The 13,413-nt window shown below is 67.0% G+C and carries 16 protein-coding genes and 1 riboswitch; of the genes, 14 read left to right on the forward strand and 2 right to left on the reverse strand.

Annotated features, from left to right (window positions below; all coding sequences use genetic code 11):
• Nucleotides 1–127 precede the first annotated feature (127 nt).
• Both VUN84_12265 and VUN84_12270 read left to right on the forward strand, forming a co-directional pair.
• Nucleotides 128–955 (forward strand): DUF4097 family beta strand repeat-containing protein, encoded by an 828-nt coding sequence (locus VUN84_12265; protein XAS63081.1) that lies wholly within the window; start codon nt 128–130, stop codon nt 953–955.
• Nucleotides 955–1,575, forward strand: a complete 621-nt coding sequence (locus VUN84_12270) for a PadR family transcriptional regulator (GenBank protein ID XAS63082.1) — start codon at nt 955–957, stop codon at nt 1,573–1,575. Before VUN84_12265 ends, VUN84_12270 begins: the two co-directional genes overlap by 1 nt.
• A 289-nt stretch (nt 1,576–1,864) precedes the next feature.
• On the opposite strand, the gene rsrA is transcribed toward VUN84_12270, so the two are convergent.
• On the reverse strand, nt 1,865–2,125 hold the full coding sequence (rsrA, locus tag VUN84_12275; GenBank protein XAS63083.1) for a mycothiol system anti-sigma-R factor: 261 nt from the start codon (nt 2,123–2,125) through the stop codon (nt 1,865–1,867).
• Nucleotides 2,122–2,850, reverse strand: coding sequence for a sigma-70 family RNA polymerase sigma factor (locus tag VUN84_12280; protein ID XAS63084.1), 729 nt, complete (start codon nt 2,848–2,850; stop codon nt 2,122–2,124). Before VUN84_12280 ends, rsrA begins: the two co-directional genes overlap by 4 nt.
• Before the next feature lie 351 nt (nt 2,851–3,201).
• Between VUN84_12280 and VUN84_12285 the strand changes: the two genes are divergently transcribed.
• The 12 genes from VUN84_12285 to VUN84_12340 all read left to right on the forward strand — a co-directional run bounded on the left by VUN84_12285 (nt 3,202) and on the right by VUN84_12340 (nt 13,396).
• On the forward strand, nt 3,202–3,750 hold the full coding sequence (locus VUN84_12285) for a DoxX family protein (GenBank protein ID XAS63085.1): 549 nt from the start codon (nt 3,202–3,204) through the stop codon (nt 3,748–3,750).
• A 7-nt stretch (nt 3,751–3,757) separates the two neighbouring features.
• Nucleotides 3,758–5,176, forward strand: a complete 1,419-nt coding sequence (aroA, locus tag VUN84_12290) for a 3-phosphoshikimate 1-carboxyvinyltransferase (GenBank protein XAS63086.1) — start codon at nt 3,758–3,760, stop codon at nt 5,174–5,176.
• Nucleotides 5,160–6,275: a ribosome small subunit-dependent GTPase A gene (locus tag VUN84_12295; GenBank protein XAS63087.1), complete on the forward strand. Its 1,116-nt coding sequence runs from the start codon at nt 5,160–5,162 to the stop codon at nt 6,273–6,275. Before aroA ends, VUN84_12295 begins: the two co-directional genes overlap by 17 nt.
• A 55-nt stretch (nt 6,276–6,330) precedes the next feature.
• Nucleotides 6,331–7,143: a histidinol-phosphatase gene (hisN, locus tag VUN84_12300; protein XAS63088.1), complete on the forward strand. Its 813-nt coding sequence runs from the start codon at nt 6,331–6,333 to the stop codon at nt 7,141–7,143.
• Between the two features lie 98 nt (nt 7,144–7,241).
• Nucleotides 7,242–7,355: riboswitch (SAM riboswitch) on the forward strand.
• 34 nt (nt 7,356–7,389) lie between these two features.
• Nucleotides 7,390–8,856: an aminotransferase class V-fold PLP-dependent enzyme gene (locus VUN84_12305; GenBank protein XAS63089.1), complete on the forward strand. Its 1,467-nt coding sequence runs from the start codon at nt 7,390–7,392 to the stop codon at nt 8,854–8,856.
• Between the two features lie 87 nt (nt 8,857–8,943).
• Complete coding sequence (locus tag VUN84_12310; GenBank protein XAS63090.1) at nt 8,944–9,720, forward strand: methyltransferase domain-containing protein; 777 nt, start codon at nt 8,944–8,946, stop codon at nt 9,718–9,720.
• A gap of 257 nt (nt 9,721–9,977) precedes the next feature.
• Complete coding sequence (locus VUN84_12315) at nt 9,978–11,189, forward strand: Nramp family divalent metal transporter (GenBank protein XAS65846.1); 1,212 nt, start codon at nt 9,978–9,980, stop codon at nt 11,187–11,189.
• Nucleotides 11,190–11,205: 16 nt separating this feature from the next.
• Complete coding sequence (locus tag VUN84_12320; protein ID XAS63091.1) at nt 11,206–11,919, forward strand: metal-dependent transcriptional regulator; 714 nt, start codon at nt 11,206–11,208, stop codon at nt 11,917–11,919.
• Between the two features lie 38 nt (nt 11,920–11,957).
• Nucleotides 11,958–12,407 carry a CrcB family protein gene (locus tag VUN84_12325; GenBank protein ID XAS63092.1) on the forward strand — a complete coding sequence of 150 codons (450 nt, stop codon included), beginning with the start codon at nt 11,958–11,960 and terminating at the stop codon, nt 12,405–12,407.
• Nucleotides 12,404–12,778 carry a CrcB family protein gene (locus tag VUN84_12330; protein XAS63093.1) on the forward strand — a complete coding sequence of 125 codons (375 nt, stop codon included), beginning with the start codon at nt 12,404–12,406 and terminating at the stop codon, nt 12,776–12,778. The genes VUN84_12325 and VUN84_12330 overlap by 4 nt, the downstream gene beginning before the upstream one ends.
• 62 nt (nt 12,779–12,840) lie before the next feature.
• Nucleotides 12,841–13,212, forward strand: coding sequence for a hypothetical protein (locus VUN84_12335; GenBank protein ID XAS63094.1), 372 nt, complete (start codon nt 12,841–12,843; stop codon nt 13,210–13,212).
• Between the two features lie 49 nt (nt 13,213–13,261).
• Complete coding sequence (locus VUN84_12340; GenBank protein XAS63095.1) at nt 13,262–13,396, forward strand: hypothetical protein; 135 nt, start codon at nt 13,262–13,264, stop codon at nt 13,394–13,396.
• Nucleotides 13,397–13,413: the final 17 nt, after the last annotated feature.

A 13,413-nucleotide genomic window follows, 5' to 3' on the forward strand; every position in this document is an offset into this window, starting at 1 on the left:
CCGCGGCACCGGAGGGTCCGGCGAATACGCGATATATCTTGACCGTGCGGGTTGGACGATATAGCGTGACAGTATAGTCACGCTATATCGCAAAGGTGACCAGAGCGCACCGCCTCCTGGAGGAACCATGGAAGAGAACACCTGGACCGTCACCGGCCCGCAGACCATCGACGTCGACGGCGTCAGCGCGCTGAAGCTTGGCATCGTCAGGGGCCGCTTCGACATCGTCAGCCACGATGACGCCGTCGCCCGGATCGAGGTGTCCGAGGTCCACGGCGATCCGCTGGCGATCAGCCTGGTCAACGGACGCCTTGAGGTGCGGCACCAGCTGCACGGGCCGCAAGGCTGGTTCAAGAATCTCATGGGTACCGTCAACAACAGCAGCAGCAACTCGGTGATCATCAGCATCGCCCTGCCGGCCGGCGTCGAAGTCGAGGCGGGCACGGTCAGCGGCGACGGCATGGTATCCGGGTTGGGCGGTTACATCCGCCTCAACACAGTCTCCGGTTCCGTCCTGGCCGACGGCACCTCCGGCAACCTGTCCGTCAACACCGTCAGCGGCGAAGTGATCGCCCGCAACCACCACGGTGTCCTGACAGCCAAAAGCGTCTCGGGCGAGGTCACGGCCTCCGGGGATTTCAGCAATATCCGCGCCAACACCGTCAGTGGCGACCTCAGCTTCGACCTGCACGGCTTCACCCAGGACTTCGGCGCCAACTCAGTATCAGGGGATGTCACCATCCGCCTGCCGCACGACGTCGGCGTGGACATCATCGCCAAGTCTGCCAGCGGCGCCGTCGTCCTGGACAACCAGAGCTACAAACAGACCGGCGGCACCGTCCAAACCATTACGGGCCCGGACGCCCAGCTCATGCTGGTCCGGACAAATACCGTGTCAGGGAAGACGTCGATCTTCCACGGTCCGCCTGACACGAATACCACCGAAGGACTCTGATGCCTCCGGTCTTCGCCCACGGGGCGCTGCGGCTCTATCTGCTTGCCCTGCTGGAGCCGGGTCCCAAGCACGGCTACGAACTTATCAAAGCACTCAGCGAACGCTTCGGTGGCACCTACTCCCCCAGCGCAGGCACCATCTACCCGCGGCTGGCCAAGCTTGAGGAGGAAGGTCTCGTCGCCACCCACTCCGAGGGGCGCCGGACCTACTACAGCATTACAGCGCGCGGGCTGGTGGAGCTCGAGCGCAGGCGCGATGACCTGGCCGGTGTGGAAAATGACATCTCCGCATCGGTCCGCCGCCTCGCTGACAACCTGCGGCAGGACATCAAGGTCAATATGCGCGGCCTGCGCGCTGATCTGGCCGCGACAGCCGAGGCGGCGCGGTCCTCGGCCCGGGCGGCCGGATCGACTGTCGCCGCCCTCGCCGGCCAACGGTATTCGCAGGAGGGCGATAACCGGCTGCGGGAGGCGGAGATGCTGGTGCAGGCTTTCCGCGACGACGTCCGGGTGGAGCTGCGGCGCCATGGCGGCCAGCGCCCGATCACGGCCGTGACCCTGGAGACCGTCAAGACGGTGTTGGACCAGGCCAGGATCTCCATCCGGAATTCCCTGGACTAGGCCTGCGCTTGATGTACCCGTTCGGACCCCTGCCGCCCCGCCAGTTCGCAGCAGGTGTTCCGATGTGGGAGACTTGAGGGCAGCTCTTTTGAGTACCAGAAATTAAGGAGGCCAGCTATGAGCAAGCGTGCACGTAAACGTCGTGACCGTAAGCGTGGCGGCGCGAACCACGGCAAGCGCCCCAACGCCTAAGCAAAGCTTGGAATGACAGCTTAAGACAAATGACCCCGGAACCTCACGGTTCCGGGGTCATTTGTTGTTGGGGGCCCTGCCCGGCGGTTCCGCGGCGTCAGGCCTCAACCGGATTGCTGGCGTGGATGCGGTCCAGGATTGAGTTCTTCAGGTTTTCCGGGGCGGCCTCGGTACATGAACGCTTCACCATGACCCGGATGACGCATTCGAGGTCGTACTGCTCGAAGCACTCGGGACAGCCGTCCAGGTGGTCCTTGATCTCGGCAATGTCCTCACGGGTGAGGGCACCGTCGAGGTACTCGTAGATACGTTGCATCCGGGTGTCGTCGCAGTCGCCCAGTCCCTGGCAGTCGCTCATTTCCTGTTCTCCTGTTTGTTGCTTCCGGCCGCGGTGGTATCTGCGGCCTTGAATCCGCGCTCGGCGGCGTAGTCGGCGAGCATGTCCCGCAGCATTTTCCGGCCCCGGTGGAGCCGGGACATGACGGTCCCGATCGGGGTGTTCATAATCTCTGAGATTTCTTTGTACGCGAAGCCCTCAACGTCGGCAAAGTAGACCGCCAGCCGGAATTCCTCAGGAATGGACTGCAGGGCCCGCTTCACGTCCGAGTCCGGCAGATGGTCCAGCGCCTCGGCCTCCGCCGAGCGCAGCCCGGCGGAGGTATGCGATTCGGCCCGGGCCAATTGCCAGTCCTCGATGGTGTCCGAGTTCGACTGCAGCGGCTCGCGCTGACGCTTGCGGTAGAGGTTGATGTACGTGTTCGTCAGGATGCGGTACAGCCAGGCCTTTAAGTTGGTGCCGGGCTTGTACTGGTGGAATGCGGAGAACGCCTTGGTATACGCCTCCTGGACCAGGTCCTCGGCATCAGCGGGGTTCCGGGCCATTCTCATGGCCGCGGAGTACAGCTGGTCCACATACTGCATGGCGTCGCGTTCGAACCGAACCCGCCGCTCCTCGGTGGTTTCGGTCGTGACGTCCAGTGCTTGCCCGTCCACGATTGTCTCGCGGGCGGCAGCATCCTGCTTCGCGCTGGTCTCTTCGACGGCCTCGTGCGTGGCCGCAACGGCCGGATCCATGGTGCTCATTGCCTTCAAGTCTACTGTCACCCTCCGGCGGTCACCTGAAGGCGCGGGGGTGGCCCCGCCGCGCAGTGCTCCAGCCCATGGTCCAGCCGGCTCCGTTGGCCGCAAATCGTCCTTCACCAGAAGCAAATTTTCCCCTCCCTGCACCACGACGGACCGCTCAGGCCGGGCCGCGGTGTTCCGGCCCGTTGCCCGGGCCCATCGCACGTCTCACGCTCGCTATCCAGACAGCTTTCAGCAGCTGGTTCCTGCCTTTTCCAACCCCGCCCGGCGGGCAAATATTCCACAAAGATGCAAGACTAGAACCGACTCTCCCGCATCAAACCCGCGGTTCGTTTCTCCAGGAGGAAATTCATGACCTTTGTCCGCATTCTCGCCCGGCCCATGCTCGCCTCCAGCTTTGTCCTCGCCGGCATGGACAAGCTGAAGAACGCGGACGACACTGCGGCACAGCTCTCCCCCCTTCTGCGCCGCGCGGCCGAATCCCTCCCGTTCCAGACCAACGAGAAGGTGCTCGCGCGGGTTATTGGCGGTACCCAGGTAGGAGCCGGCGTCCTGTTCGCCCTGGGTAAGTCGGCACGGCTTGCCGCCACTGTCCTGGCGGTCATCTCCGCCCTCAACAGCTACGTTGAATGGCGCAGCGCGGACATCACGTCCAAGGAGGGCCGCGATGCGCGCCGGAAGCAGTTGCTCAAGAACGTCTCACTGACCGGCGGCGTGCTGCTGGCCGCCGTCGACACCAACGGCCGCCCCAGCCTGGCCTGGCGCGCCGAGCACCTCGCCGCTGATGCCAAGAAGAGCGCCGGCCACCTCGCCGCTGACGTCAGGAAAACCACCGGCAAGCGGCTGAAGAAGGCCGACAAGGCAGTTCGCAAAGCCGTAGACCACACCGTCGGAGCCTAAAGCGGCAATGGCAGGCACCACCCCCCACGCTGCCGCCGTCCCTGTTCACCCGGACGACGCCGCCCTCTGGCAGGCTCCCCTGGCCGGCCGCCCGGTGGACGCCACGCTCACCCTTCCCGGGTCAAAGTCGCTGACCAACCGGTACCTCGTGCTGGCGGCCCTCGCCGACGGCCCGTCACGGCTGCGGGCGCCCCTGCACTCCCGGGACTCCGCCCTCATGATCGAGGCACTGCGGCGGCTCGGGGCCACCATCACGGAGGTGCCAGGCGACGGCGGCTTCGGTCCGGATCTCACCATCAAGCCCATCAGCCAGGACGCGTCCGCGGATCCGGCCGAGGTTGACTGCGGGCTTGCCGGGACCGTCATGCGGTTCGTCCCGCCCGTCGCGGCCCTGCGCCGCGGTGTGACCGTATTCGACGGCGATCCGCACGCGCGCAATCGACCCATGGGCCCGATTATCGAGGCCCTCACCGGCCTGGGCGTGCACGTCGGCGCGCCAGCCGGCGGCCGGGCCTCCTCGCTGCCGTTTGCCGTCGCCGGCACCGGCGACGTGCGCGGCGGACACCTTGTCATCGATGCCACCGCATCCTCGCAGTTTGTCTCGGCCCTGCTTCTCGCCGGCGCACGCTTTGCTGACGGACTGCACCTTGAGCACCGCAGCACGCAAACGCCCGGCGAACCCGTCCCCAGCCTGGACCATATCAACATGACCGTCGCTGTGCTGCGCGGAGCCGGCGTGGCTGTTGATGATTCCCGCCCAAACCACTGGGTTGTCTCACCGGGGCCGATCCGCGCCTTCGACGTCCGGATCGAACAGGATCTTTCCAATGCCGGCCCCTTCCTGGCAGCAGCTCTCGCTACCCGCGGCACCGTCCGCATCCCCAACTGGCCGCTGGAGACCACCCAGGTCGGCGATCAGTGGCGCAGCATCCTCACGAGGATGGGTGCCACGGTGACGCTCTCCGGCGGCACCCTGGCCGTCACCGGCGGACCGGAGATCAAGGGCGCGGACTTCGACGGGACCAGCGAACTCGCCCCGACGGTCGCCGCCCTCTGCGCCCTCGCCAGCGGACCTTCGCAGCTGACCGGCATTGCCCACCTCCGCGGGCACGAGACAGACCGGCTGGCCGCGCTTGTCGCAGAGATCAACCGCCTGGGCGGGGACGCCGAGGAGACGGCCGACGGCCTGCTCATCCGGCCCGCGCCGCTGCATGGCGGCGTGGTCCACAGCTACGCCGACCACCGCATGGCCACCGCCGGCGCCATCCTGGGCCTGGCCGTACCGGGCGTCCAGGTCGAGGACATCGGCACGACGGCCAAGACCATGCCGGACTTCCCGGCACTGTGGGCCGCCATGCTCGTCCAGGTCTCCTCCGCTGAATCCAGCCGCACAGACAGGGACGCCCACGGTGGCACGCAGCACTGATTCGTGGGACGAATCCGATGTCCGGATCCGTCCCAATAAAAAAGGCACCCGGCCCCGCACCAAGGACCGACCCAGCTACGAGGAAGCCGTCACGGGCCGCATCATCACCGTTGACCGCGGCCGGTACACCGCCGTCGTCGCCGAAGGAACCCCCGAGGAACGCAAGATCATTGCCGCCCGGGCCCGGGAACTGCGCCGCAACCCCGTCGTGGCAGGCGACTTCGTCTCCCTCGTCGGGGATGTCAGCGGGGAAGCCGACACCCTGGCCCGGCTGGTGCGGATCCAGGACCGCAGGACACTGCTGCGGCGCAGTGCAGACGACACGGATCCGATCGAGCGCGCCGTCGTCGCCAACGCCGACCAGCTGGTGGTGGTGGTGGCAGCTGCCAATCCCGAGCCGAGGACGGGGTTTATCGACCGCGCCCTCGTGGCCGCGTACGACGCCGGCATCGAACCGCTGCTGCTGGTCACCAAGGCCGACGTCAAAGACCCTGCCGAGCTCCTTTCCAACTACCAGCACCTTGCCTTCCCGGTGATCATTTCCAAGACGGCGGACTCCGCGGCATCCGGTATCGACGCCCGCTCCGACGACGGACTGTCCGCGCGCCTCGACAAGGACGCCGTCTCCCAGTTGCGTGCCTACCTCGACGGGAAAGTCACCGTCATGCTGGGCCATTCCGGCGTCGGCAAGTCCACCATGGTCAACGCTTTGACCGGCGCCGAGCGCGCCACCGGCGGGGTAAACGCCGTGACCGGGCGCGGCCGCCACACCTCATCCTCCGCGCTGGCCCTCAAAGTCAACGCGGCGCCTGCGGGCAGTTGGATCATCGACACCCCCGGTATCCGTTCCTTCGGTCTGGCCCACGTCGACCCGGACCGGATTTTGCGGTCCTTCCCGGACCTTGAGCCCGGCACGGACGACTGCGAGCGGGGCTGCAAACATGACTCCAACGCCGTCAACTGCGGCGTGGACGCCTGGGTGGCCGCCGGCCATGCGGGCGACTCCGGACCGGCCCGGCTCGCCTCACTCCGCCGCCTGCTTGGGACAGATCCCCGGATGGAAGCCCAGGACGTCAAGGAACTCGGCACCGTCACCTAGCAGCATGCGGCGCAGCCTACCGCTCCCCCGCCCGGTTTGCCGGTAGTTTGGATCCATGAGCCAACCCGCTTCGAGTTACAACGATGACCTCCGCCTCGCCCATGTACTGGCAGATTCCGTGGATTCCCAGACCATGAGCCGCTTCAAGGCGCTGGATCTTCGGATCGAGACGAAGCCGGACCTGACGCCGGTGACCGACGCTGACAAGTCCGCCGAGGAAGCCATCCGCGGCCAGCTGTCCCGCTCCCGGCCGCGCGACGCCGTCCTCGGGGAGGAATTCGGCAGCTCCGGCCACGGCTCGCGCCGCTGGATCATCGACCCGATCGACGGGACGAAGAACTTCGTCCGCGGCGTCCCCGTCTGGGCCACCCTGATCGCCCTCGTTGACGAGGGCGAGCCGGTCGTTGGCGTCGTAAGCGCCCCGGCGCTGGGCAAACGCTGGTGGGCCGCCAAGGACGGTGGAGCGTACATGGGACGGTCGCTGGCGGCGGCCACCCGGCTGAAGGTCTCCAATGTCTCCAAGCTCACGGACGCCTCGCTCTCCTACTCGTCCCTGGGCGGCTGGAAGCAACGCGGCAACTTCGATGAATTCCTCGGCCTCACCGAAGAGGTCTGGCGCACCCGCGCGTACGGTGACTTCTGGTCCTATTGCATGGTGGCCGAAGGCGCCGTCGACATCGCCTGCGAGCCGGAACTGAACCTCTACGACATGGCCGCACTGGTCCCGATTGTCACGGAAGCCGGCGGCCGCTTCACGTCCCTCGAGGGCGAGGACGGTCCCTTCGGCGGCAACGCCCTTGCGACCAACTCCATCCTGCACTCCGAGGTCCTCAAGCGCCTCAACCCGGGGCTCGACGACCTGCTGTAGGATCCGGCGGCCTACCATCACGGCCGCTCCGTAACAAAGCACTTCACAATCCTGCCCTGCCTTTTCTGCGGCAGCAGGCATGGCCTACGCTCGAAAAAGGTCACGAGTGCCAGCGCGAAACCCCGGTTTGCTGGCCGGCAACCCTCCATTCGCGGCGGGGTGCCCCGGGTGACGACCTGGCCGGTCCTGAATGGACCCGGCAAGCGCGGATTCCCGGCACGGGGGTCCATTTTCGAGCGAGGTCCCATGCCAACTGCCACCATTCCCGTACCCCGTCCCGCGGCTCCTGGACGTCCGGCCAGGACCGGACCGGCCCTTACCCGGGCGCGACTTGAGGTCGCCCGCCGGCCGCTGGCCGCGGTGACCGGCGCGGAGATCCAGGCGCCGCTGATCCAGGGGGGGCATGTGCGTTACGCCAACCTGGATTACGGCGCTTCGGCTCCGGCCCTCTCCGTGGTCTCGGCCTACCTCAACGAGATCCTGCCGTTCTACGCCAGCGTTCACCGCGGTGCCGGCTACGCCTCCCAGATCAGCACCTCCGTCTACGAAAACGCCCGCACCATCGTCCGGGATTTCGTCGGCGGCCGGCCGGATGATGCGGTGATTTTTACCCGCAACACCACCGATTCCCTGAACCTGCTGGCGGGGTGCCTGCCCGTCGTCGACGGCGTGTCCTCCGGTGAGGTGCTCTACCTCGACATCGAGCACCATGCCAACCTCCTGCCGTGGCAGCGTGTGCCACACCGCAGCGTCATCGCTGCACCGACTCTCGCCGGCACCCTGGAACTGCTCCGCGGGGAACTCGCCTACGGCGGAGTGAATCTGCTCGCCGTCACTGGCGCCTCCAACGTCACCGGTGAGATCCTGCCGGTCCGGGCCCTCGCCGCTTTGGCGCACGAGTATGGCGCCCGGATCGTCGTCGATGCTGCGCAGCTGGCCCCGCACCGGCGGATCGAGATGGCCGCTGACGGCATCGACTACCTTGCTTTTTCCGGCCATAAGCTTTACGCCCCCTTCGGAGCAGGTGTGCTGATCGGCCGCACCGACTGGCTCGATGCCGGAACGCCCCATCTGGCCGGCGGCGGAGCCGTGCAGGATGCCCGGGTCGATTCGGTCAGCTGGACCACCGGCCCCGCACGCCATGAAGGCGGCTCCCCCAACGTCCTCGGTGCTGCCGCCCTGGCCCGGGCCACCCAGGTCATCGCCGGCCTGGACGCGGCGCAGTGGCGGGGCCACGAAGACGCCATCCGCGCGTTCCTCGTCGAAGGCCTGGCCGGAATCGATGGAGTCACGGTCCACCAGATCTTCTCGGACAGTGCTTCATTCGACGCTGCCGCCGGCTCCGGGTCCGGCACGGGCACGATCGGCGTCGTCAACTTCTCATTGGAAGGCTACGACGCGGGGCTGGTGGCGGCGTACCTGTCGGCCGAACACGGCATCGGACTGCGCGACGGTCGGTTCTGCGCGCATCCGCTGCTCCGCCGGCTTGGTCTGCCCTCGGGCTCGCTGCGGGCAAGTTTCGGCCTGGGCTCCCGGCTGGAGGACGCCCAGCGGCTGATTTCCGCCATAGAGGAACTCCGCCGGAACGGCCTGGGGTGGGACTATGTCGTGGACACGGGACGCTGGGTGCCGTCCAATGACACCCGCAGTTACCCGCACTGGGCCCCCAACACCCCCGGCACCGCCGGCGCGGCCCCTTGCACGCTGGACTGACAGAGCGGACGGAGCAGGAGGCGCGGGCGCTGCCACGTGCGGTAAATTCGACAGGTACCCATCCGGATCTGCCGAAGGAGATCGCACGTGGCAAGCGGCGGACCCAAAGCCCACGGCGGCCCCCAGCTCGATCAGGAACGGCGCCGGGAGCTGGGGCAAAGCTTCCAGGACGGCGGGGAACACTATGACCGCGTCCGTCCCGGGTACCCGGCCGAGTCGGCCGGCTGGCTGATCCCCGCCGGCGCCGTCGACGCCGCGGACCTCGGCGCCGGGACCGGGAAGTTCACGGCGCTGCTCGCCGGGCGCGGCCTGCACACCGTGGCCGTCGACCCCTCCACCGACATGCTTGAACAACTCCGACAGGCACTGCCCGGCGTGTCCGCCGTCGAGGGTACCGCTGAGCACACGGGCCTGGCCGGCGGCGCGTTCGACGTCGTGACCGTCGCCCAGGCCTGGCACTGGTGCGACCCGCTGCGGGCCAGCACGGAAATCGCCCGGATTCTCCGTCCGCATGGCACTCTGGGGCTGATATGGAACCAGCTGGACACGTCTGTTCCCTGGGTGCACCGGCTCTCGCGCATCATGCACGCGGGAGATGTTCACAAACCGCACTTCATCCCGCCGCTGGGCCCGGAATTCACGGGGCTGGAAAGCCACCTCACCTGTTGGGACGATCCGCTGCGGACGGCGGACATCCTGGAACTGACCAAATCCCGCAGCTACTACCTGGCCGCCGGCGCGACTGCCCGCGCCAGGGTACTGGACAACCTTGACTGGTATCTGCATGAACATCTGGGGCATGGCCCCGGGGACGTCATCGCACTGCCGTACCTGACGCAGAGCTGGCGGGCCATCCGGGCCTGAGGCCGGTGCGGTCGGACCTTCCCGGCGGCGGTGAGGACCCTCACGTTGCCCTGACCCGCCGCACTGGCTTATGGTTTCGGTACGCCTAAAACTTCTTTGTAGGCAATGTGAACTCCGGTGCCGGTACCTATCCCCGCCACCGGCCGCGTCACTGCCGACGCACCTACCCAGGGAGCCTTGCCGTGCTGGATGTAACAGGACACGAATTCGCGGCTTCGGACACACCGCCGCGGCGGCCACCGGGCGGCCGCCGGGCCATGATCGGCCTGCTGGGCCCGGCGTTCGTTGCCGCGATAGCCTACGTGGATCCCGGCAACGTCGCCGCCAATTTGACGGCCGGCGCACAGTACGGCTACCTCCTGGTCTGGGTACTGGTGGCCGCTAACATCATGGCCGTGCTGGTGCAGTACCAGTCCGCCAAGCTCGGCATCGTTACCGGAAAGAGCCTTCCCGAGATCCTCGGTGAGCGGCTCAAGCCGTGGTGGCGCCGGGCGTTCTGGGTGCAGGCCGAAATCGTCGCCGCTGCCACGGACCTGGCCGAAGTGGTGGGCGGAGCGATCGCGCTCTATCTGCTGTTCGGGTTGCCGTTGCCCCTGGGCGCCGTCATTGTCGGCGGCGTCTCCATGGCCCTGCTCGCCGTGCAGGCCCGGAACAGGCAACGGCCCTTCGAGTTCGTCATTATGTTCCTGCTGGGCATCATCACCATAGGATTCCTTACCGGCCTCTTCATCAGCCCCCCCGATCCCGCAGGAGTCGCGGCCGGCCTGATACCAGGCTTTCAAGGACCGGACACCGTGCTGCTGGCGGCCAGCATGCTGGGCGCCACGGTGATGCCCCACGCAATTTACGTTCACTCAGCCCTGTCCAGGGACCGGCACCGTCCCAACCCCCATCTCCATGTGCCGCCGACGGCACTGGCCCGCCTGGTCCGGGCCACCCGCTGGGACGTGGTGGCAGCCCTCGCAGTCGCCGGCATCGTCAACGTCGGGATGCTGCTGCTGGCCGCCTCGACGCTGGGCGGCGAAGAGGGCACGGACACTATCGAGGGAGCCCACGCAGCCATCACCGCCAGCCTGGGACCGGTCGTCGGCGTCGTCTTCGCCGTTGGCCTGCTCGCCTCCGGCCTGGCCTCCACGTCCGTGGGCTGCTACGCGGGCGGATCCATCATGCAGGGGCTGCTCAAGATCCGGATCCCGCTGATGGCCCGCCGGGTGGTCACCCTCATCCCGGCCGTGGTGCTCTTGAGCGTCGGCTTCGATCCCACCTGGGGCCTGGTCCTCAGTCAGGTCGTCCTCAGTTTTGGCATTCCCTTCGTGCTCGTTCCCCTGGTCGTGCTGACCAGTAACAAGGCGCTCATGGGCCGCTTCGCGGATGGGATGCCACTGCGCATTGCCGCCATCATCAGCGTGGTGCTGGTGGTGGCGCTCAATCTGGTCCTGCTGTGGCTCACGTTCTCCGGCGCCGCCTGACGGTAGGCTGGTGGCTGTGAAAACCAGCCTGCCCTCCTCCTCGATCGAGGACTACGTCAAGGTCATCTACTCCTTCACGGAGTGGCAGGACAAGCCCATCACCTCCACCCAGCTGGCCCAACGCCTCGGCGTCGCCAATTCCTCGGTCTCGGAGATGGTCCGCAAACTCAAAGACCAGGGACTGGTGGACCATCAGCCCTACAGTGCCGTAACACTCACGGCCGGGGGTATCCGGCTGGCGCTGTCCATGGTCCGGCGGCACCGGCTCATTGAGACGTTCCTGGTGCAGGAGCTCGGCTACCGCTGGGACGAAGTCCACGACGAGGCCGAACTCCTGGAACATGCGGTTTCGGAAACCTTCATCGAGCGGATGGCCGCCAAGCTCGGCAACCCTGTCCGGGATCCGCACGGCGACCCGATCCCGGCGGCAGACGGTACTGTGCTGATGCCGGCCGCCCACCGGATGAGCGAGCTCGACGACGGGCACACCGGCCGGATCACCAGAATCAGTGACGAAAACCCCGAGCTCCTGCGCTACCTTTCCGCCGAACACATCGATCTGGACGCCGACGTCGAGGTGGTGGGCCGCAAACCTTTCGGTGGCGCGCTCGTGGTGCGCATCGGATCCGGTGCGGCCCGGCAGGACGTCGACCTCGCCGAGGAAGTCGCATCCGCCCTCTGGGTCTTCAGCGATACTGCCCACCCCGGCTGCAGCCTCGGGCGGCTCTGAGTGCGGGCCGTGTGGACCGGAGCGCTGGTGTGAAACGCATGGCGAAGCCACCTTCTCCGACGGCCCCCTCCACGCGTCCTGCCCTCCCGGGCTGGAGCGCGTGGGCAGCGGTCGCCGTCGGCGGGCTGATCGGCACGGAATTGCGGTATGGAGCGGGACTGCTGTTTCCTGAGGCCGCGGGGACAATTCCCTGGACCACGCTGGTGATAAATGTCGTCGGAAGCTTTGTCCTCGCCACCCTCACCACAGTCTGGATTGCACGTCCTAAAACCGCATTCTGGCTGCGGGCGGGGCTTGGCCCCGGGCTGCTGGGGTCCTTCACCACCTTTTCGGCGGTGGTCTTCGTCATCGACCAGCAGTTTCGGGGCGGCTTCCATGCCGGCTGGCTGGCCTACCTCGGGCTCTCACTTGTCCTGGGGCTCGCCGCTGCCGCCGCCGGATGGAAGACCGGAAAAGCCGTGGCCGACCTGACCGGCGGAGCGTCATGATCACCGCCATCGTCATCGGGGCTTTCGGGATCGCGGGCGCCTTGCTGCGGTTCGCCGTCGACTCCTGGTTTGCCCACCTCGTGGGACCCCGTCCCCACTGGCCCTGGGCGACACTGGCGGTGAACGTGACCGGATCCTTCATCATTGGCGCTTCCCTCGGGGTCACCGGGCAGCTGGGGCTGGGGCCCGAATGGCAGGCCGGTCTCTCCACCGGGCTGGCCGGCGGGCTTACCACCTTCAGCTCCTGGACCACCGCGACGGTGCGCCTGGTCAGTGAGACGCGGTACCGCGCCGCCGCACTCAACGTCGGCGTCAATCTGATCGCTGGCTTGGCCGCAGCCGGACTTGGCCTGGCCGTCAGCGCCCTGTGACAAGCCTTACCCCGGCCCGGGGGAGGCGGTCCGGGGGCTCCGCCATCGCGTATCGTTGAAGAATGGTTACCCGTCGTGTTGCAGCCCAGATCCTCGACATTCCGCTGGAGATGGCGCACCGTCACGGTATTCCGTCCAGGCTGAGCGACGACGAGCTCAGTGAACTCCGCGACAATCCCCCGCAGTGGCTGATCCAGTCCAAAGAAAACCGGACGGGCAAACGCCCGGTGTGGGTCCAGCTCACCTGTGCCGTGTGCGGCTTCTCCGAGGCGGCCCGCCCCAAGAAGTGGTGGCCGGACTTTACCTACGTGTGCTGCGCGCACCATTCGTCGGTCGAGATCCCCGGCACCGGCGCCGGCCTGGTCCGCAGCGAGTACGAAGGTGTGGGCAGCCGCTTCGTTGGCATCGTGGACGTTGCGGTGCCCGAGGCGTAACTTAGTAGCACGGGGCCAAATCGGCCCCCTGCTGTTAGGGAGAGCCTGAATGCCTGACAAATCACCGCACCGGCACCTGACCAAGAAGCCGGTGAAAACCATCAAGGAAAAGCGCGCCGAGAAGAAGTCCAAGAACGTCGCGGAGACCCACGCCGACCCGGTTGCCCACATCAAGAAGCGCTGAGCGGGTTCCTGGCCGGG

This window comes from Micrococcaceae bacterium Sec5.8, assembly GCA_039636775.1.
Classification (GTDB): Bacteria; Actinomycetota; Actinomycetes; order Actinomycetales; family Micrococcaceae; genus Arthrobacter.

What these genes read in the sequence shown, in the direction of transcription:
- VUN84_12265 (XAS63081.1), top strand. Translation starts at nt 128, where the DNA reads ATGGAAGAGAACACCTGGACCGTCACCGGCCCGCAGACCATCGACGTC.
- VUN84_12285 (XAS63085.1), top strand. Translation starts at nt 3,202, where the DNA reads ATGACCTTTGTCCGCATTCTCGCCCGGCCCATGCTCGCCTCCAGCTTT.
- VUN84_12325 (XAS63092.1), top strand. Translation starts at nt 11,958, where the DNA reads ATGGCGAAGCCACCTTCTCCGACGGCCCCCTCCACGCGTCCTGCCCTC.
- VUN84_12340 (XAS63095.1), top strand. Translation starts at nt 13,262, where the DNA reads ATGCCTGACAAATCACCGCACCGGCACCTGACCAAGAAGCCGGTGAAA.
- aroA (XAS63086.1), top strand. Translation starts at nt 3,758, where the DNA reads ATGGCAGGCACCACCCCCCACGCTGCCGCCGTCCCTGTTCACCCGGAC.
- VUN84_12305 (XAS63089.1), top strand. Translation starts at nt 7,390, where the DNA reads ATGCCAACTGCCACCATTCCCGTACCCCGTCCCGCGGCTCCTGGACGT.
- VUN84_12315 (XAS65846.1), top strand. Translation starts at nt 9,978, where the DNA reads ATGATCGGCCTGCTGGGCCCGGCGTTCGTTGCCGCGATAGCCTACGTG.
- VUN84_12270 (XAS63082.1), top strand. Translation starts at nt 955, where the DNA reads ATGCCTCCGGTCTTCGCCCACGGGGCGCTGCGGCTCTATCTGCTTGCC.
- VUN84_12335 (XAS63094.1), top strand. Translation starts at nt 12,841, where the DNA reads ATGGTTACCCGTCGTGTTGCAGCCCAGATCCTCGACATTCCGCTGGAG.
- VUN84_12280 (XAS63084.1), bottom strand. Translation starts at nt 2,850, where the DNA reads ATGAGCACCATGGATCCGGCCGTTGCGGCCACGCACGAGGCCGTCGAA.
- VUN84_12330 (XAS63093.1), top strand. Translation starts at nt 12,404, where the DNA reads ATGATCACCGCCATCGTCATCGGGGCTTTCGGGATCGCGGGCGCCTTG.
- hisN (XAS63088.1), top strand. Translation starts at nt 6,331, where the DNA reads ATGAGCCAACCCGCTTCGAGTTACAACGATGACCTCCGCCTCGCCCAT.
- rsrA (XAS63083.1), bottom strand. Translation starts at nt 2,125, where the DNA reads ATGAGCGACTGCCAGGGACTGGGCGACTGCGACGACACCCGGATGCAA.